At 76.5% G+C, this 16,964-nt stretch carries 16 protein-coding genes and 2 pseudogenes; 10 read left to right on the top strand and 8 right to left on the bottom strand.

Features of this window, described 5'->3' with window-relative positions; all coding sequences use genetic code 11:
• Window positions 1-55 precede the first annotated feature (55 nt).
• Complete coding sequence (locus tag ABT238_RS29170) at window positions 56-1,069, bottom strand: polysaccharide deacetylase family protein (RefSeq protein WP_350568046.1); 1,014 nt, start codon at window positions 1,067-1,069, stop codon at window positions 56-58.
• A gap of 461 nt (window positions 1,070-1,530) precedes the next feature.
• Window positions 1,531-1,950, bottom strand: a complete 420-nt coding sequence (locus tag ABT238_RS29165) for a hypothetical protein (RefSeq protein WP_350799460.1) — start codon at window positions 1,948-1,950, stop codon at window positions 1,531-1,533.
• 315 nt (window positions 1,951-2,265) lie between these two features.
• Between ABT238_RS29165 and ABT238_RS29160 the strand changes: the two genes are divergently transcribed.
• The 3 genes from ABT238_RS29160 (at window position 2,266) to ABT238_RS29150 (ending at window position 5,867) form a co-directional block, all read left to right on the top strand.
• Window positions 2,266-3,063, top strand: coding sequence for a serine/threonine protein kinase (locus tag ABT238_RS29160; protein ID WP_350568041.1), 798 nt, complete (start codon window positions 2,266-2,268; stop codon window positions 3,061-3,063).
• Between the two features lie 7 nt (window positions 3,064-3,070).
• Complete coding sequence (locus tag ABT238_RS29155) at window positions 3,071-4,693, top strand: serine/threonine-protein kinase (protein ID WP_350568038.1); 1,623 nt, start codon at window positions 3,071-3,073, stop codon at window positions 4,691-4,693.
• Between the two features lie 73 nt (window positions 4,694-4,766).
• Window positions 4,767-5,867: a calcium:cation antiporter gene (locus tag ABT238_RS29150; RefSeq protein ID WP_350568035.1), complete on the top strand. Its 1,101-nt coding sequence runs from the start codon at window positions 4,767-4,769 to the stop codon at window positions 5,865-5,867.
• A gap of 85 nt (window positions 5,868-5,952) precedes the next feature.
• Here the strand turns inward: ABT238_RS29150 and ABT238_RS29145 are convergent, their stop codons facing one another.
• Window positions 5,953-7,137 carry an LAETG motif-containing sortase-dependent surface protein gene (locus tag ABT238_RS29145; RefSeq protein ID WP_350568032.1) on the bottom strand — a complete coding sequence of 395 codons (1,185 nt, stop codon included), beginning with the start codon at window positions 7,135-7,137 and terminating at the stop codon, window positions 5,953-5,955.
• Window positions 7,138-7,486: 349 nt separating this feature from the next.
• On the opposite strand from ABT238_RS29145, the gene ABT238_RS29140 reads away from it, so the two are divergent.
• A complete protein-coding gene (locus ABT238_RS29140) occupies window positions 7,487-8,884 on the top strand; it encodes a geranylgeranyl reductase family protein (protein WP_350568029.1) in 1,398 nt (465 codons plus the stop codon).
• A gap of 30 nt (window positions 8,885-8,914) precedes the next feature.
• Here ABT238_RS29140 and ABT238_RS29135 read toward each other — a convergent pair whose 3' ends face one another.
• Complete coding sequence (locus ABT238_RS29135; protein WP_350568026.1) at window positions 8,915-9,304, bottom strand: hypothetical protein; 390 nt, start codon at window positions 9,302-9,304, stop codon at window positions 8,915-8,917.
• Between the two features lie 389 nt (window positions 9,305-9,693).
• Here ABT238_RS29135 and ABT238_RS29130 point away from each other — a divergent pair, with 389 nt between their 5' ends.
• Window positions 9,694-10,371, top strand: coding sequence for a TNT domain-containing protein (locus ABT238_RS29130; protein ID WP_350568023.1), 678 nt, complete (start codon window positions 9,694-9,696; stop codon window positions 10,369-10,371).
• Window positions 10,372-10,416: 45 nt separating this feature from the next.
• On the opposite strand, the gene ABT238_RS29125 is transcribed toward ABT238_RS29130, so the two are convergent.
• Window positions 10,417-10,959 (bottom strand): GNAT family N-acetyltransferase, encoded by a 543-nt coding sequence (locus tag ABT238_RS29125; RefSeq protein WP_350799419.1) that lies wholly within the window; start codon window positions 10,957-10,959, stop codon window positions 10,417-10,419.
• Between the two features lie 97 nt (window positions 10,960-11,056).
• Here ABT238_RS29125 and ABT238_RS29120 point away from each other — a divergent pair, with 97 nt between their 5' ends.
• From ABT238_RS29120 to ABT238_RS29100, 5 genes and pseudogenes are all read left to right on the top strand, one after another.
• Window positions 11,057-11,710, top strand: a complete 654-nt coding sequence (locus tag ABT238_RS29120; RefSeq protein ID WP_350568017.1) for a GNAT family N-acetyltransferase — start codon at window positions 11,057-11,059, stop codon at window positions 11,708-11,710.
• 126 nt (window positions 11,711-11,836) lie between these two features.
• Entirely contained in the window at window positions 11,837-12,289 is a 453-nt protein-coding gene (locus tag ABT238_RS29115) for an HAD family hydrolase (RefSeq protein ID WP_350568014.1), read from the top strand.
• A 68-nt stretch (window positions 12,290-12,357) separates the two neighbouring features.
• Window positions 12,358-12,900 (top strand): hypothetical protein, encoded by a 543-nt coding sequence (locus ABT238_RS29110; RefSeq protein ID WP_350799400.1) that lies wholly within the window; start codon window positions 12,358-12,360, stop codon window positions 12,898-12,900.
• Window positions 12,900-13,301 (top strand): hypothetical protein, encoded by a 402-nt coding sequence (locus ABT238_RS29105; RefSeq protein WP_350799392.1) that lies wholly within the window; start codon window positions 12,900-12,902, stop codon window positions 13,299-13,301. The genes ABT238_RS29110 and ABT238_RS29105 overlap by 1 nt, the downstream gene beginning before the upstream one ends.
• Window positions 13,302-13,337: 36 nt before the next feature.
• Window positions 13,338-13,901 (top strand): annotated as a pseudogene (locus tag ABT238_RS29100) (DJ-1/PfpI family protein); the annotation flags it as partial.
• A gap of 103 nt (window positions 13,902-14,004) precedes the next feature.
• Here the strand turns inward: ABT238_RS29100 and ABT238_RS29095 are convergent.
• From ABT238_RS29095 to ligD, 3 genes and pseudogenes are all read right to left on the bottom strand, one after another.
• Window positions 14,005-15,072: a cyanobactin maturation protease PatG family protein gene (locus ABT238_RS29095; RefSeq protein ID WP_350799388.1), complete on the bottom strand. Its 1,068-nt coding sequence runs from the start codon at window positions 15,070-15,072 to the stop codon at window positions 14,005-14,007.
• 34 nt (window positions 15,073-15,106) lie between these two features.
• Entirely contained in the window at window positions 15,107-15,961 is an 855-nt protein-coding gene (locus tag ABT238_RS29090; RefSeq protein ID WP_350799693.1) for an ATP-dependent DNA ligase, read from the bottom strand.
• A gap of 111 nt (window positions 15,962-16,072) precedes the next feature.
• Window positions 16,073-16,951 (bottom strand): annotated as a pseudogene (gene ligD, locus ABT238_RS29085) (non-homologous end-joining DNA ligase); the annotation flags it as partial.
• Window positions 16,952-16,964 lie beyond the last annotated feature (13 nt).

Genomic DNA, 16,964 nt, shown 5'->3' with positions numbered 1-16,964 from the left:
GGCGGCTTCCGTTCAAACCGTCCGGGCCGACCCGCGTTCGTCCTTCGCCGTTCGGTCAGGCCCCGCCGCGCAGGTGGTGCACGGCGGGGTGCAGGCCGGAGAGGATGGTGTCGAACCGGTCCCGGCCGGTGGTCGAGTTGACCCGCAGCCGGCTGATCCGCAGCGGGTGCGGCGGCAGCAGCCGGTCGTGCCGGTGGTCGAAGAGGAAGCCCACCCGGTAGTCCAGGCGGCGCAGTTCGGCCTCGGCGCGCTGGTCGAGGTTGCCGTTGGGGTAGGCGAAGGCGGTGGGCGCCTCGCCGTCGAGCCAGCCGGTGAGCGCCTGGTGCGCGGCGCCGATCTCGTTCCGGACGGTGTCGCCGTCGCACCGGTCGAGACACGGGTGGCCGGCGGTGTGGTTGCCGATCGCGACGCCGCCGCGGGCGAGCGCCGCCAGGTCGGCGGGGGTGAGCTGCTCCTGCCGGGGGGCGGGGCTCCGGGCGCTGTCCCGCAGCTCGGCCAGGGCGTCGCGGCGGTCCCGGTCGGAGAGCGTCTTCATCGTGCGGACCGCACCGCCGGGTGGGCAGTCGGCCAGGGCGCGGGCGGTGCCGCCGTGCGCGGCGAGGAAGGCCGCCTCGCGCCACCAGAACGGCTGGTCGCCGCCGATGAGGTCGGTGACCACGAAGGCGGCGGCGGGAATGCGGAGCCGGGTCAGCACGGGCAGGCCCTCGGTGAGCACCGTGCGGTCGCCGTCATCGAAGGTGACCAGCACGCTGCGGGGCGGCAGCGGTCGGCCGGTCCGCACCGCCTGTTCGACGGCGGCGAGCGACACCGGGCGGGCGTACCGCACCAGGCGCTCCATCTGCGCGGCGAACACCCGGGGGGCGTCCACCCCGTGGTAGGCGAGCACGGCCAGCCGCCGGGTGGCGGCGAGCCGGAACAGCGGCTGGAGCGGCGAGTTGCGCAGGACGGCGTCGACGGTTGCCCGCCGTCCGGCGAGCCGGGTGCGCGGCGGCGCGGTCCCCGGGCGGTCGGCGACGGCTTGCGCGGTGCCGGTCGGTGCGGTGCCGGTCTGGGCGACGGTGGTCGTCATGGTCGTGGTCGTGCTGGCTCCGGTGGCCGTTCCGGTGCTCGGGCCGTCTGCGGCCCCGGTCGAATGCGCGGTCCCTTCGGGCATGGACGCGCTCCCCCCTTCCTCCCCGTGCGATGGTGCCGGCGGGGATGGAGCACCCTGCACCGGCAGGCCCGGCCGCTCGGCGCACGCCTGCTGGGTGGGCGGCCCGCCCCGCTCCACGAATTCCCAAGATAGTGCAAAAAGCCATGCTCCGAACCGGGTTGAGCGTCCGGGAACGGGTTGCGGCGGGAGGTTGGCGCATTGCCGACGGCCCGGTGACCTGAGCGACGGCTGTGAGCATCCTGAGTGATTGCTGGTGGGAGCGGTGACGGAAGGGCCGGGCGGGAACGGCGCCGGCCACCGGTTGCGGACCCGGTGGCCGGCCCGGGCCGGTGCGCGCGAGGCACCGGCCCGTCAGATCCCCGTCGTCGGACGGGGCATCAGAACGGGCTGGTACAGGTGGTCACCAGCTGCGCCACATCCTGGGCGGGGCCCGCGGTGGCGCAGACTATCCTCAGGTCCTCGGTGACCACGCGGGGTGTCACGGCCTTGGCGAAGCCCTGGGCGTAGGTGGTGGCCGAGGCGGCCGTCACCCACGGGCTGCCCCAGGCGTGCTGGGTGCGCACCTCGACCTTGACGACCGTCAACTGGCTGGGACTGGCGGAGACCTGGGCGACGCCGACGATGCCCGCCCCGTCGGTCTCGTGCCAGACACACGGCTGGTTCAGCACCGTCGTGCACGCGACGGTGCCGGTCTCGGCCGTGGAACCGGCCGCGGTCGTCACGGCCGTCGCCGGAAGGGCCGTGGCCGCCGTGATTCCTGCCGCCGCCGCCATCAGAGCTACGATCCGAGCGCGCATGATGTCAACCTCCTTGGAATGAAAGGGATTTTGCCGTGCGGAAGGAGTCTTGCACAGAAATTTAAGGTTCCCCATGTGTGTTGCATCACACTCATGGTGACCGTTCAACTACGTATCGCAATCGCGCCAGTGACGCCACGGTTACGTTCAGGTGTCAGCGGACCGACGTGCCGGTGCGGGCGGCCGGCGGCCCGATCGACACCGCGTCAGCCGGCAACTCGGGGGCGGCGGCACGTCGTTCACTCGTCCGGGTGGCTTGCGGTCGCCGGGTGGTTCGGACGGCTACGATCGGGCCGACCCCCGGAGGTGAGCTGGATGACCACGGTCATCGTGCAGTTGCCCGATCCCCGCCCGCCGGCCCCGTCCGACCGACGCTTCGCCCGCCTGTCGCGCCCGCCCCGCACCGCCCCGCCCACCCGTCCGGCCCTGCTGCACCTCGGGCCGGGCGACACCGCGGCGTTCGGGCGCGGCGAGCCCGGGCGCGCGCCCGCCGTCCCGATCCCCGACCCGGGCGTTTCGCGTCGCGCCGGCGAGATCACCGCCGCCGAGGACTACTGGCGGCTCTCCAACTTCAGCGCCACCGCCACCTACGTCGTCGAGAACCTCGAAGGCGCCGGCGAGCACGTCAAGGTCGCCCCCGGGCGGCTCGGCGCGCCCGTTCCGTTCGAGATCTCCCGGGTCCTGCTGCCCGCCCACGGCGAACCGGCGGTGTTCAAGGTCTTCGCGCCGCAACACGCCTACCTGGAAGCCGAGTCGGCCGAGACGGGCGGCGAGCGCACGGTCAGCCCGTTCGCCCTGGACCCGACCGCCAAGTACTTCCTGGTCCTGCTGGCGCTCTGCGAGCCGCGGCTGCGCTCGCCGTCCGCCGCGGCCGTCCCCGGTGCCACCGAGGTGGTGGCGCGGCTGCGCGAGCTGCCGTCCTGCCGGGACCTCAGCCGCTCGGCGGTCAACTACCACATCGACTACCTGGTCGGCAGCAAGCTCCGGCTGCGCGACCCGGTGGAGCCGGCCGACCCGGGCGGCAAGCGGGAGGAACTCGTCGCGCTCGCCCTGCGGTTCGACCTCGTGCGGGAGGATCACCTGGCGCTGCTCCCGCCCCGGCGCGGCGGGTGACCCGGCGGTGGCACCACGCGCGGCGCGGCCGCACCCGGCCGGGGCGCCGGACGGCGAGCGCGGGTTCGAGGTGCCGCCCGGCTACCGGGTGGCGGGGTACCGGGTGGGCGAACGGATCGGCGCCGGCGGCTGGGGCAGTGTCCACGCCGCCCGCCGCGACCCGCCCGGACCGCGGGGCGGCGCACCCGCGGACGGCCCGGCCGAGGTGGCCGTCAAGTTCCTCCACCCGGGGCGGCTCAGCCCCGGCCAGCGCGACACCATGCTCCAACTCGCCCGCAGCGAACTGCGGTTCAGCCGAAGCGCCGACCACCCCCACCTGATCCGGACGTTCGCCGCGGTCACCCTCGCCGATCCCGCCCACCCCGAACTGGACGGCGCGCTCGCCCTGGTGATGGAGCGCGCCGCGCGCAGCCTCCAGGACGTCCTGGCCGGCACCCGCCCGCCGGGCCCCGTCCCGGACGCCGGCCGGATCCTCGCCGAGGTCGCCGCCGGGCTGCGCCACATGCACACCGCCGGCTGGGTGCACGGCGACCTCAAGCCCGCCAACGTCCTGCTGATGCCCGACGGCACCGCCAAGCTCGCCGACTTCGGCCTGACCGCCGAGCTCGACGGCACCCACGCCTACGCCCCGCCACTCGGCTCGCCCGACCACGTGCCGCCCGAGTGGTGGTCCCAGCGGACCGGCCCGCACGGTGTGGCGCTGCGCCCGAGCGCCGACGTGTGGGCCTTCGGCGTCCTCGCCCACCAGCTGCTCACCGGCGGCCTGCACCCGTTCCTCGGCGCCACCGCCCGCGCCCGCTCGCTCGCCGCGCTGGCGTACGCGCGCGGCGCCGCACCGCTGCGGCTGGACGCCGCCCTGCCCGAGCGGTGGCGGCCGCTGGTCACCGCCTGCCTGGCCGCCGACCGGCGCCGACGGGCGGACGTCGACCTGGTGGCGCTGCTCGCGGACGCCGTCGGTACCGGCACCGGCGCGCCGCCGACCGGTCCCGTCCGTGCCGCCGTCCGGACGCGGCCGGGCCGCCGCCTCGCCGCCGCGGCGGCGCTGCTCACCGGGGCCGGCGTCCTGCTGGTGCTCACCGGCGCGCCGGAGCCTTCCGCCCCTACCGCGTCGGCCGGGGCGCCGCCGCCGGTGTCCGCCGCGGCGCGGTCCGGCGCGCTCCCGCCCGGCGCCGACGTCCCCGCCGCGCTGCGCGGCCCGATCGAGGACGCGGCCCGCCGCTGCCCCGAGACCGAGGTCACCCCGGCGCTGCTGGCCGCGATGCTCAAGGCGGAGTCCGGCTTCGACCCGGCCGCCGCCCGCCCCGCCACCGGGGAGTACGGCGTGGCGATGTGGACGCCCTCCGTCTTCAACGCCTGGGCGCAGGACGCCGACCACGACGGCGTCAAGAGCTACCTGGACCCGGACGACGCGATCGCCGCGATGGGCGGTTACGTCTGCTGGCTCGCCCAGCGCTTCAAGCAGCGCGGCTACGCCTCGGCCGAGCTGCCCGCCCTGGTGACGGCCGGCTACCGGACGAGCGACAAGACCGTCGCCGACACCGGTGGTGTCCCCGATCGGGTGAAACCGCACGTCACCGAGGTCCTCGGGTACCTCGCGGAGTACGACGGGAGTACGGTGGCCGGGTCATGAGGTCGGCCACATCTGCGGCCCCTCCGGTGGCGCCGCCACGGAACCTGTGCTTCCGGATGGGATGCTCGGCGGCATGTTCACCAAGCTCCGTCCAGTCGTCGCGCAGTGGACCGTCGTCGTGCCGCTGCTGGCCTTCGCCGTCCTTGCCCTGACCTGGCACCGCGAACTCCCCGGGTGGGTGGTGGGCGTGGTGTCGCTGTTCCTGGCGGGCGCCGTGCTCGCCGCCGTGCACCACGCGGAGGTGATCGCCCACAAGGTGGGCGAGCCGTTCGGCTCGCTGGTCCTCGCGGTCGCGGTGACGGTGATCGAGGTCGCGCTGATCGTCACCCTGATGCTGGACGGCGGCGACAAGGCGGCGACACTCGCCCGGGACACCGTGTTCGCCGCGGTGATGATCACCTGCAACGGCATCCTCGGCCTGTCCATCGTGGTGGCCGCCAGCAAGTACCGGGTGGCGGTCTTCAACGCGGAGGGGACGGGCGCGGCGCTGGCCTGCATCGGCACCCTCGCCACGCTGAGCCTCGTCCTGCCGACCTTCACCACCAGCTCGCCCGGGCCGCAGTTCTCGCCCGCCCAGCTGGCCTTCGCGGCCACCGCCTCGCTGGTGCTCTACGGGCTGTTCGTGTCCACCCTGGCCTTCCGCCACCGGGAGTACTTCCTGCCGGTCACCCCGGAGGGCAAGGTCGTCGAGGAGGACGACCACGCCGAGCCGCCGACCCGGCGGGCCACCGTCGTCAGTCTGGCCCTGCTCGGCGTGGCCCTGGTGTCGGTGGTCGGCCTGGCCAAGGGCGTGTCGCCGACCATCGAGTCGGCGGTCGAGTCGGCCGGGCTGCCGAACTCGGTGGTCGGTGTGGTCATCGCGCTGCTCGTGCTGCTGCCGGAGACCATCGCCGCCCTGCGCGCGGCCAAGCGCAACCGGGTGCAGACCAGCCTCAACCTGGCGCTGGGCTCGGCGCTGGCGAGCATCGGCCTCACCATCCCGGCCGTGGCCGTCGCCTCGTACTGGCTCTCCGGGCCGCTGGTGCTCGGCCTGGACTCCTCCCACCTGGTGCTGCTCACGCTGACCATCGTGGTCGGCACGCTGACGGTCATCCCGCGCCGGGCGACGCCGCTCCAGGGCGCGGTGCACCTGGCGATCCTGGCGGCCTACGTGGAGCTGGCGATCACGCCCTGAGCCGTTCACGCCCACGCGAACGGGCCGGTGACCATCGAGGTCACCGGCCCGTTCGTCCGTCCGGGTGCGCGCCCGGGCGCGGGCGTCAGGCGCCGGCGCCGGAGCCGCGGCGGCGGCGGGTGTAGACGACGGCGCCGGCGCCGCCGAGCAGCAGGACGGTGCCCGCGCCGGCCATCAGCAGGGTGCCGTCGCTGCTGCCGGTGGAGGCGAGGTCCTTGCCGGCCGGGGCGGCGCCGGCGATCGGGGTGGGCACGCTGACCTGGGCCGGCATGATCAGCGGATTGTCGGGGTTGACGACGGTTCCGGCCGGCGCGGTGTGCACCGGGACGGTCGCGGTCGGCCTGGGCGCCGGGCCGCTCGGGGTCGGCTCGGGCTCCTGACCGCCCCGGGTGGCGGTCGGCGACGGGCTCGCCGAACCGGTGGCGCCGGGCGTGGCCGACGGCGTCGCGGACGGGGCGGTGGACGGTGTCGTGGAAGGAGCCGCCGACGGGGTGACGGACGGCGCGGTGGTCGGCGTGGCCGGCGGGGTCACCGACGGGGTGGCGCTCGGCGTGGCCGACGGGCTCGGCGGCGTCGTGGTCGGGGCCGGCGTCTGCGTCGGCGTGGCGCTCGGGGTCACGGTGGGCGTGGCGCTCGGCGTCACCGTCGGCGTGACGGTCGGCGTGCCGCTGGGCGTCGTGCTGGGCGTGGGGCTCGGCGGGACCGGCGCCGGCTTGGTGGGCGTCGGCGTCGCGCTCGTGGTCGCGCTCGGGGTGGTGGACGGCTTGCCGGTCGGGCTCGGCGTCGCGGTCGGCGTGGGGGTGCGCCCGCCGCAGTCCACCTTGAACACCTTGTGCTTGGGGTTGTTGAGCTTCGGCGGCGTGGCCGGCAGCTTGCCGTGGTCCAGCTCCACCGACGCCCAGTACAGCTTGTACTGGCCGTCCGGCAGGTTGATGTCCTCGGTCCGGACGTGGCCCTTGCCGTCCACCGGGATGTCGCCGTACACGACGGCGGTCTCGCCGCCGCCACCGCCGGAGTGCATCCGGGCGATCAGCCAGACGATGTCCTGGCCCGCGTCGAAGCCGAACGAGTCCAGGTAGAGGGTGCAGACCTTGGGCTCGTTGTTCCTGAGCTCCTCGCCCGTCACCGAGTCGTGGATCTTGACCGTGCCGTTGTTGCCCTTCGCCGCCTGGCCGCCCGCGGTGGCCTCGGCGGCGGGAGCGGCGAGCAGGAGGGCGGCGACGGTGGGGACGGCGACGAGGGATCTCGCCGCGGTGGAGCGGATGCGCATGGCTGAGTCCAACGGGATCGGCGGGCCCGGTGGGACCGCGCGGGGAGTGGGAGCCCCTCGGTCGACGGAGGTCGGCGAGCGAGAGGCATCAAGGTGCCGCAGTGGCTTCCCGGCCTGCAAGGAGGGTTTGGCCGAATTGCGGCCAAGGGAGGCTGATTGTCCGACAAGTCCACCGCAACAATCCGGTCACTCCGATGTGAGAGACCCGTGTGCCGGATCGGCCGGGTGGGGCCGGGCGGGGCGGCCGGTACCCGCGTGTCGGGTTCGACGGGGCGTTCGCGGTCCATATCGTCTGTGTCCGCCGAATCCGCTGAGTCCGCCGCAGGACCGACACCCGTGGGAGCGCCGCATGCCCGGCCCAGCACAGCAGTCGTCCACCCGTCCCGACCAGCCGGACCCCGCCGGCCCGTCCGGCAGCGCCCGGCCGGTGGGCGGCGCGGAGCCGTCCACCGCCGCCGCCGAGCCCGGCAACGGCGTGGACACGGCCGATGTGATCGTGGTCGGCGCGGGTCCGGCCGGGTCCACCGCCGCCTACCACCTGGCCCGCACCGGCCTGGACGTCCTCCTGCTGGAGAAGTCCGCCTTCCCCCGCGAGAAGGTCTGCGGCGACGGCCTGACGCCGCGCGCCGTCAAGCAGCTGATCGACCTCGGCATCGACGTCTCGGAGTCCGCCGGCTGGCTGCACAACCGCGGTCTGCGAATCGTCGCGGGCGGTCGCCGGATCGAACTCGACTGGCCGGAACTGTCCGCCTTCCCGGGCTTCGGACTGGTCCGCCGCCGCGCGGATTTCGACGAACTGCTCGCCCGCCGGGCCGCCGCGGCCGGCGCCCGCCTGGTCGAACGGGCCAACGTCGCGGGCCCGGTGCTCGACGAACGGACCGGCCGGATCACCGGGGTCACCGCCCGGCTCGGCGAGGAGCGCCGGCCCGTCACCTACCGCGCGCCCCTGGTGGTCGCCGCCGACGGCAACTCCACCCGGCTCTCCCTGGCGATGCGCCGCTACCGCCGCACCGACCGCGCGATGGGCGTCGCCTACCGCACCTACTTCACCACCCCGCGCCACGAGGACCGCTACCTGGAGGCCTGGCTCGACCTGCGCGACCCCGGCGACCCGGCCCGCCGTCTGCTGCCCGGCTACGCCTGGGTGTTCGGCATGGGCGACGGCACCGCCAACGTCGGCCTCGGCGTCGTCGACACCGGCGCGGTGCCCCGCGAGGTGGACTGGCGCCAGCTGCTCCGCCACTGGTGCGAGGACCTCCCCGCCGACTACGGCTACCACCCCGACGCCGTCACCGAACCGATCCGTGGCTCCGCCCTCCCGATGGGCCTCAACCGCCGGCCCCACTACGCCGACGGCCTGCTGCTGGTCGGCGACGCCGGAGGCACCGTCAGCCCGGCCACCGGCGAGGGCATCGCCTACGCGATGGAGTCCGGCCGCTACGCCGCCGAGGCGATCGTCCAGGCCCTCGCCCGGCGCACCGACCGAGGCCGCGACCTGGCCCTGCGCGCCTACCCGCAGGCGCTGCGCGCCGCCTACGACGGCTACTTCGCGCTCGGCCGGCTGACCGCCGCGGCGCTGAGCCGCCCGCGCCTGGTGGGCGCCGCCGGGGCGGCCGGCCTGGGCAACCCGGCGCTGCTGCGGGCGGCGTTCCGGCTGATGGTCAACCTGACCGAGCCCAACTCCCGCGACGCCCTGGACCGCCTCCTCCACCTGCTCGGCCGCCTGGCTCCCGGCAGTCGCGGCTGAGGCCCCTCGGTGCCCGGCCGGCGGGCGCGACTACTCGGTGAACCAGGCGCGCCCGTCGGCGGAGAGGAAGGCGCGCAGGACGAACGCGCCGAGGGCGATGCCGGTCAGCGCGGCGAAGGAGCCGGTCACCACCAGGAGCACGCCCGCGGCGACGGACAGCCCCTCGATGACGGCCACCGTCGTCCTGGTCCAGCCCGCCCGGCGCGGGGCGAGGCCGGCGCAGGTGCCGAGCAGCAGGCCGACCAGCACGGAGGTCATCGCGACGAAGCGCACCAGGGCCACCTCGTCGCCCTGGTTGCGGCCGAGGGCCCCGAGCAGCAGGAGGCCCGAGCAGCCGCTGAGCGCGGCGTGGATCCACACGCAGGCGACCGCCCGCCGGACCGACGTCGGCATCCGCCGCGCCGCGCACTGGTCCGTCATCGCTGACCACCCCCGGTCGTCGGGCGGCCGTGGCCGGTGGCCGGGCCGTACCGGCGAGGATCCGGCCGGTCCGGCGAGCTGTCAATGGAACTGGTGCGTGCCGTGGCGCCGCCGCCGCGGTCCGCCGCTGGTTGCGGCGGCTGCGCAGGGTTCCAGGCTGGGGGCGCGACCTTCCAGTGTGCGCGCCCCCGGTGTCCCACGTGCGCGGGTTGGCCGAAACCGGGGGATCCGGATCCGTTGCGGGGCCCGGTGGTTGACGCGGGGTCAGCCGATCCGCTTGCCTGGGTGCCGAACCGGACACGGAGGGTCACCGGCCGCACTCCGGTCCGCCGGCCCCACCGTGCCGTCACCACCGCCATCACCGCCATCACCTCACGACGGAGACCAACGTGCGCCTTCGCCTGTTCGCCGTGCCGCTCGCCGCGGTCGTCGCCCTGCTCGCCCCGAGCACCCCGGCCCTCGCCGCCGCCGGGGCGGCCCCGGCCACCGCCGCCACCTCGGTCGCCACCGCGTCCGACGAGTGCTCCACGGCGGACTTCCAGGGCGATCCCCGCCTCGGCCCCGCCGACCTGCCGACCACCGGCCCGGTCGGCCGCGAGCTGATCGGCTACCGGCGCACCGGGGGCCTGAGCGAGGAGAAGTTCCTCGCCACCTACTACAGCCCCACCGCCAACAACGGCAGCCCGGGTTGGATCTACCCGCCCGCCAACGGCTACGTCACCCTGCCCGACGGCACCCCGGTCGAGTTCGAGATCACCCTCTACCCGAACCAGCGGATCGACCGCTACGGCAGCGAGTACGGCGCCTTCCTCGCCCCCGAGGGCCTGCCCTACGCCAGCCGCTCGATCCCGCCGCAGAGCCTCGACAGCAACCCGGCCGCGGGCTGCAACTACCACGACTACCGCGTGCTGAAGCCGTTCAAGGTGCACGCCGGGCCGATCGCGCCGTGGTTCGGCCAGCCCGGTTACGGCCTGCAGTACCAGCTCGACGCCGCGCTCGTCCCGAACGGCCCGGCCCGGCTGAACGTGCTCTGGCTGGTCGACAACGGCTACCTCGCCCGGATCTGACGCCCCGGCGCGACGGCGCACGTCCTCCGGTGGCCGGCTCCCCGGCTACCAGAGGTCGCCGTCGCGCCAGTCGCACACCAGCCGTCCGCCGAGGTCCAGCGCGGTGCCGGCCGCCAGCGCGCCCGGCAGCACGAACACCCCGCCCTCGTCGTCCGGTGTCGGCTCCGGGCCGTGCGGGGTCAGCGCGCCGAGCGGCCCGCGCCACGGCTGCCAGCCGCGCGCCGCGTAGAACGCCGCCGCGTCGTCCGCCGCGCAGAGCGCCCCGAGTTCGTAGCCACCGCGGACCACCTTCTCCAGGGCCTCCATCAGCGCCGCACCGTGGCCGCGCCCGCGCCGGTCGGCGCGCACCACGACGTTCTCCACGTACCCCGTGCGCAGCGCCCGCCCGGCGTGCAGCAGTCGCCGCTGGACCACCGCCGCGTGCCCGGCGAGCACGCCCTCCTCCAGGACCAGGGCGTGCACGCCGCCGAGGCCGTGCTCCCAGTCCTCCTCGGCCATGTCGTCGAACTCCTCGAACAGCAGGGCGCGGACGGCCTCCCGGGTGGCGTGGTCCAGGGCGCAGGTGTGGGCGGTGACGAGTTCGGCCATGGCCCGATCGTGGCACGCCCGGGCGGCGGCGCCGAGCGGATGTCGCCGGGCCGAAAATCCGTTGCCCGGCGGCGGGGCCCGGAGATAGGAAGGGGGGATGAGCACCGCACCGCCCACCGCCCCCGCACCGCCCACCGCCCCCGCGCAGTCCGCGGCCCCCGACCGCCGGGGGTTCGTCCCGGCCACGCTCGACCTGGGCGACGTCGTCCTGCGCCCGTGGCGGCCAGGGCTGGAGGTCCGGGGCGGTGCCGAGGCGAGCCTGACGGCGGCCGCCGCCGATCCGGACATCGCCCTCTGGAACCCGCTGCGCGCCGTCGACCTGGTGCAGGCGCGGGCCTGCCTCGAACGCTGGGCCGCCGGCTGGGAGAGCGGCGACCTCGCCTACTTCGCGATCCTGGACGCCGCCGGCGCCGACCTGCTCGGCACCATCGCCCTGCGGTGGACCGACCGCGCCGACGGGCTCGCCATGGTCGGCTACTGGCTGCTGCCGGCCGGCCGCGGCCGGGGCGTGGTCACCCGGGCCACCCGGGCGATCACCCGCTGGGGCTTCGCCACCGCCGGCGCCCGGCGGATCGAACTCGCGCACGCGGTCGACAACCCCGCCTCCTGCAGGGTCGCCGAGCGCTGCGACTTCCCGCTGGAGGGCACCCTGCGGGCCTCCTACCGCTTCGGCGACGGCCTCTACCACGACGAGCACCTGCACGCCCGCCTGGCCACCGACCCCGACGCCGGGGCCGGCGAGGGCGCCTGAGACCGCTCCCGTCACCGCCCCCGTCACCGCCCCCGTCCGCCGCACCGGGCGGGGGGCGGGGCACGGGCGGCGGGCCTAACCTGGAAGGGCGCGCCGGTACGCGGTGCGGAACGGGAACGGTGGGCCATGACGGTCGTCTCGGCGGCACTCTTCGGGGCCGATTGGCGTGCGACGCCACGCGGTCTCGCCGAGCTTCCGCGCGAGTGCGCCGCCCGCGGCTGGACGGTCGTGCTGACCGCCCCGGGCCCGGCCGGAACCCCCGCGCTCACCGTGACCGACCCCGGCCGCGATCCGGTCGGAGCCGCACTCGACCTGGTGGACGGCGAGCCCGCGCACGCGGTGTTCGTCGCCGGGAGCGTGCCCGAGGTACGGGCCGCGCGCCGGGCCGGGGTGGCGTGCGTCGCCCTGCTCGGCGCCGGTGCCACCGCGCCCGAGCTGCGGGCCGCGGGCGCCGCCGAGGTGCACCGCGACGCCGCGGCCCTGCTGCGCGTGCTGGACGACAGCCTGCTCGCCCGTCCCCGGGCGTTCCGTGACCGCCGTCCGGCCGCCGCGGCCGCGCCCGCCGGCCGGAGCGGTTAGCTCGCGCCCCGCCGGGAATTCGCCCGGCCGGGAGGACGACGTCACCGGAAGTGCCGGAGGTGACCGAGATGGACGGACCCGCGTTGAGCGGGCGGGAGCTGCGGCTCCTGGCCGAGATCGAGGAAGAGTTGTGCCGGGACAGCCGCCTCGACCGGCGGTTGAGCACGATGGGTGCCAAACGGCCGAGCCGGTTCCGGAGCGCGGTGGGCGGTCTCGGCCGCCGGGTTCCGTCCGGTGTGCTGATGACGGCACTGGTGATGTCGGCGGTCTGCCTCAGCGTCGCGGTGCGCAAGCCCACCGCGGCGGTGGCGGTCGCCACGGCCGCGGTCTGGATCGGCAGCGTCGTGCTGGCGGCCGGGATCTCGGCCCTGCTGCACCGCCGCGGGCGCGTCCGGGCGCGGACGGCGGACGATCTGCTGGACGGGTACCGGGAGCCGCGGGCCCGCGGCTGGCCGGGGGAGCCCACGGACCACGGCGGCCGCCGGGCGGAGCGGCGCGAGCGCCGTGAGCGCCGTGAGCGCGGCGACCGTCCGGACCGCCGGGAACGTCCGGACCGCCGCGAGGGCCCCGAGGGCCCCGAGCGCCGTCCCTGGGACCATCCGGAGCTGTGATGACCACCGAGCTGTGGGAGTACCGCCCGGGCTCCCACCACGCCGCCGACCTGTCGCTGGTCGGCTACGAGGTCGAGGCGACCGACGGCCCGCTGGGCCGGGTCGAGCTGGACGCCGGGGACCACCTGCTGGTGGACACCCGGCCCTGGGTGCCGGGCGCCCCGGTCCTGGTCCCGGTCGGACTGGTCGCCCGGATCGACCACCTGGAGCTGGTCGTCCACCTCGACTGCCCGCGCGCCCGGGTGCGTTCGGCGCCGCCGCCCGCCGCCGTCGACCGGGCGGCCCCCGGGCCGGCCGGGCACGGCCTGTCACCGGCGGGCCGGGCCGTCCTGGACGCGCACTACGCGCGCCCGGCGGCCGCCCGCGGGGCCGCCGGAACCGGTGCGCGCCGTGCCGGCTGAACCGGTGCGGACCGGCCGCCGGACGGGGCGCGCGCGATGAGCGCGGTGCAGCACTTCGTCGTCCTCACCGGCCGCACGGTCGCCTTCCTGGTCGCGCCCGCGGGTGCCGAGCAGGTCGAGCTGACCGCCTGCTGGCAGGCCGTCGCCGAGGCGGGCGGCACCCCGCGGCTGGTGTCCACCCGGCCCGGACGCGTCCAGGCGTTCCGGCACCTGGACCGGGCGGACACCTTCCCCGTCGACGACGTGGTCGGCGTGGTGGCGGCGGCCGACTACGACGCGCTGGTCCTGCCGGGCGGCGTCGCCAACCCCGACGCCCTGCGGCTGCACCGCGCCGCCGTCTCCTTCGTGCACGAGCTGTCCGCCGCCGGGCGGCCGGTCGCGGTGATCTGCCACGGCGCGTGGACGCTCATCGAGGCGGACGCGGTGCGCGGCCGCACCCTCACCTCCTGGCCGAGCATCCGCACCGACCTGGTCAACGCCGGCGCCTACTGGGTGGACGAGCCGGTGCACGTCTGCCGGGACGGGCCCGGCGTGCTGGTCTCCGGCCGCAGGCCGGCCGACCTGCCGGCCTTCACCGAGGCACTGGTGACCGAGTTCGCGCACACCCACCCGGCCAAGGGCCCGCACCCGCCCTGGCCGCTCGCCCACGAGGCCGCCCCCTCCCGCCACACGGCGGCGGGGGAGCACCCGGCGCCGGGGGAGGTCAGCCCAGGAAGCGGTGGACCGGTGCCAGGCTGACCGGCAGCTCGTCGCCGACGTCCACGGTGAAGACGTAGGTGACGGCGGCACGCCGTGCGTCGGCCGGGTCGGTGAACCGCACCAGCACGTCCTGGCAGTCGGAGCCCGGCCGGCAGTGCGGGCTCGCGGCGACGGTGATCGTGTCCAGCGCGTAGAGACCGGGCGGGCCGGGACGGTCCTGAGGCCCGCGGGGCACCAGCGCGCCGCAGAGCGGGCCGTCGGCGAGCAGCCCGCCGGTGAGGAAGGCCTCCGTGGCGGCGTGGTTGAGCGCCCGTTCGGCGGCGCCGCGGCCCGCGTTGCGGAACTGGACGTACACCTTGTCGAGCAGCGCGCGGAGCCGCTCGGCCACCCGGTCGCGGTTGAGCTCGCGCGCCCGGCCGACGGCGTCCACGGCGGCCGCGAGCAGCGGGGTCTCCGCCCAGCGGGCCAGTCCGACGGCGCCCACCCGGACGATCGGCACCACCTGGCCGGAGAACAGCCGCGCCGAACGGCCGGTCAGCCGCCCGGGCACGGTGAGCCGGCCGATCCGGCCCGGGTCGTCCGCGGGGAGCGACTGGCCGAGCAGCGTGTCGCGCAGCGCCCGGTGCACGGGGTGCACCGGCGGGGCGGCGGCGATCCGGCGCAGCAGCGCGAGCCGTTCCCGCTCGCTGCCGTCCGGTCCGGCGTCGGGGACCGGGCCGCCCCAGTCCATCGCGACGGCGGGTTCGGCCTCCAGGGCGTAGATCGGGGTGCCGCCGGTGGAGAGCGTCCAGGTCAGCCGGGAGGAGGCCCACGGGTGGCGGACGAGGTGGTCGTGCAGCTGCCGGGCGTCCCCGGGGTCCGGGGGCGGCCCGCCGGGGGCCGCCCCGCCCAGCTGCCGGCGGAAGCCGTCGAGGCGGGCCTCGGAGCGGAAGTCGACGCCGACCCGGCCGACCGCGAACACGGGCGCGCCGTCGCCGTCGCCGTCGCAGGGGTCGGTGAAGGCGGGCCCGCGCGCGACGGGTCCGGTGGAGGCGGGGTCGGTGGACGAAGGGTCGGTCGTGGTGCGGTCCATGATGCCGGGCTCCCTCGACGGTGCGGATCAGGGCTCAGTCGCCGCGCAGCCGGACGAAGCGCGCCGCCGGCGGCCGCCCGGTCACGGTCACCTCGGCGCGCAGCGGGGCGGTGAGCGGCCGGACGGAGCCGTACTGCGGGTCGTGCCCGGGCGCGCCGAGCCGCCCGGCCGCCGCCTCCGCGACCTGCCGGGACTGCGGCGGGGACAGCGGCGGCGAGGAGAGCAGCACCCGGCCGTCGTCCAGCTCCAGCACCACCGCCCTCGGCCGGGCGGGCGGCCCGGTGACCGCGCGCACGGTCGCGTCCACGGTGTCGCCGCGCCGGTACTTCACCCAGACCCGCCCGGCGCCGCGGGCCCGGTACGGCGAGCCGGCCGCCTTGCAGACCAGCCCCTCCACCCCGGTGCCGGCGAGCCGTTCCATCCAGGTCAGCGCCTCGGCCCGGTCGGTGGTCGCCAGGACCGTCTGGACCGGCGGCGGGACGTCCGCCAGCGCGGCCAGCAGCAGGCGCCGCCGGTCGGCCAGCGGCAGCCCCCGGACGTCGCGGCCGGGCAGGGCCAGCACGTCGAAGGCGACCAGCCCGAGCGCCACCTCCTCGCCGGCCCGGGCCCGGCGGGTGCGCAGCAGCTCCTCGAAGGAGAACCGCCCGCCGCGCCAGGCGACCAGCTCCGCGTCGAGCACCAGCCCGGCCGGGAGCCGGGCGACCGCGGCGGCGATCGGCGGGAACTCGGCGCCGAGGTCCCGCCCGGAGCGGGACTGCAGGAACGGCGGGCGGTCCGGCCCGCGGGCGAAGGCCACGCAGCGGAAGCCGTCCAGCTTCAGCTCGTACACCACCCCGGACCCGCCGAGCCCGTCCGCCGGCGGGACGGCGGGCACCGCGGCCGGGCGCATCACCTCCACCGGGGGCTCCAGCACCACCGGGTCGCGGGCGGAGGGTCCGGCGGCCGGGCCGGGCGGGGGTGCCTGGGGGGCCTCGCGGGGCGGACGGCTCGCACCGGCGGCGGGCAGCGGGCGGGCGCGCGCCGGGTCGAGGAGGGGCGCGAGCAGGTCGCCGTGCGCCGCCAGCCGTTCCGGGACCTCGGCGATCGTGAAGACCAGCTCCTCCGCCGACCCGGCGCCGTCCAGCTCCGCCCAGGACAGCGGCGCCGACACCGTCGGCCGCTGCTGTGCCCGCACGGTGTACGGGGCGGCGGTGGTCTTCTTCGCGGCGTTCTGCGACCAGTCGACCAGCACCCGGCCGGTACGGCGGGCCTTCGCCATGGTGTGCACCACCAGGTCCGGGTGGGCCGCCTCCAGCTCGGCGGCGAGTTCCTTGGCGTAGGCGGAGACCCGGGCGCTGGGCGTCGGCTCCAGCGGCACCAGCAGGTGCAGGCCCTTGCCGCCGGAGGTCTTCACCCAGGCCTCCAGGCCGTCCGCCGCCAGCCGCTCGCGCAGCATGCCGGCCACCGTGCGGCAGGTGAGCACGCCCGCCCCCGCGCCCGGGTCGAGGTCCAGCACCAGCCGGTCCGCCAGCCCGGGCGCGGCGGTGTGCCACTGCGGCACGTGCAGCTCCAGACAGCCCAGGTTCACCAGCGACAGCAGGGCGGCGCCGCTCTCCAGCACCACCTGGCGCAGCTCGCCGCTGTTGCTCGGCACCTCGGCCGTGCGCACCCAGCGGGGCGTCCCGGGCGGCGGGTTCTTGGCGACGAACACCTCGGCCGCCACGCCGTCCGGGGTGCGCAGGAAGGACACCGGACGGTCGTGCAGGTGGGGCAGCAGCGCGGTGTGCACGGCGGCGTAGTAGCGCAGCACCTCGCCCTTGAGGGTGCCGGTCTGCGGGTAGTACACCTTGTCCAGGTGCGAGAGGGCGAGCGTGCGCCCGTCGACCACCATCTGCGGCATCGCCGCCTCCGAG

The organism is Kitasatospora sp. NPDC001527 (genome assembly GCF_040298605.1).
Classification (GTDB): domain Bacteria; phylum Actinomycetota; class Actinomycetes; order Streptomycetales; family Streptomycetaceae; genus Kitasatospora.
This window is presented reverse-complemented; position numbering and strand designations above follow the sequence as displayed.

What these genes read in the sequence shown, in the direction of transcription:
- ABT238_RS29160 (WP_350568041.1), top strand. Translation starts at nt 2,266, where the DNA reads ATGACCACGGTCATCGTGCAGTTGCCCGATCCCCGCCCGCCGGCCCCG.
- ABT238_RS29170 (WP_350568046.1), bottom strand. Translation starts at nt 1,069, where the DNA reads ATGACGACCACCGTCGCCCAGACCGGCACCGCACCGACCGGCACCGCG.
- ABT238_RS29165 (WP_350799460.1), bottom strand. Translation starts at nt 1,950, where the DNA reads ATGCGCGCTCGGATCGTAGCTCTGATGGCGGCGGCGGCAGGAATCACG.
- ABT238_RS29120 (WP_350568017.1), top strand. Translation starts at nt 11,057, where the DNA reads ATGAGCACCGCACCGCCCACCGCCCCCGCACCGCCCACCGCCCCCGCG.
- ABT238_RS29090 (WP_350799693.1), bottom strand. Translation starts at nt 15,961, where the DNA reads ATGCGCCCGGCCGCGGTGCCCGCCGTCCCGCCGGCGGACGGGCTCGGC.
- ABT238_RS29145 (WP_350568032.1), bottom strand. Translation starts at nt 7,137, where the DNA reads ATGCGCATCCGCTCCACCGCGGCGAGATCCCTCGTCGCCGTCCCCACC.
- ABT238_RS29140 (WP_350568029.1), top strand. Translation starts at nt 7,487, where the DNA reads ATGCCCGGCCCAGCACAGCAGTCGTCCACCCGTCCCGACCAGCCGGAC.
- ABT238_RS29095 (WP_350799388.1), bottom strand. Translation starts at nt 15,072, where the DNA reads ATGGACCGCACCACGACCGACCCTTCGTCCACCGACCCCGCCTCCACC.
- ABT238_RS29150 (WP_350568035.1), top strand. Translation starts at nt 4,767, where the DNA reads ATGTTCACCAAGCTCCGTCCAGTCGTCGCGCAGTGGACCGTCGTCGTG.
- ABT238_RS29105 (WP_350799392.1), top strand. Translation starts at nt 12,900, where the DNA reads ATGACCACCGAGCTGTGGGAGTACCGCCCGGGCTCCCACCACGCCGCC.
- ABT238_RS29135 (WP_350568026.1), bottom strand. Translation starts at nt 9,304, where the DNA reads ATGACGGACCAGTGCGCGGCGCGGCGGATGCCGACGTCGGTCCGGCGG.
- ABT238_RS29125 (WP_350799419.1), bottom strand. Translation starts at nt 10,959, where the DNA reads ATGGCCGAACTCGTCACCGCCCACACCTGCGCCCTGGACCACGCCACC.
- ABT238_RS29110 (WP_350799400.1), top strand. Translation starts at nt 12,358, where the DNA reads ATGGACGGACCCGCGTTGAGCGGGCGGGAGCTGCGGCTCCTGGCCGAG.
- ABT238_RS29115 (WP_350568014.1), top strand. Translation starts at nt 11,837, where the DNA reads ATGACGGTCGTCTCGGCGGCACTCTTCGGGGCCGATTGGCGTGCGACG.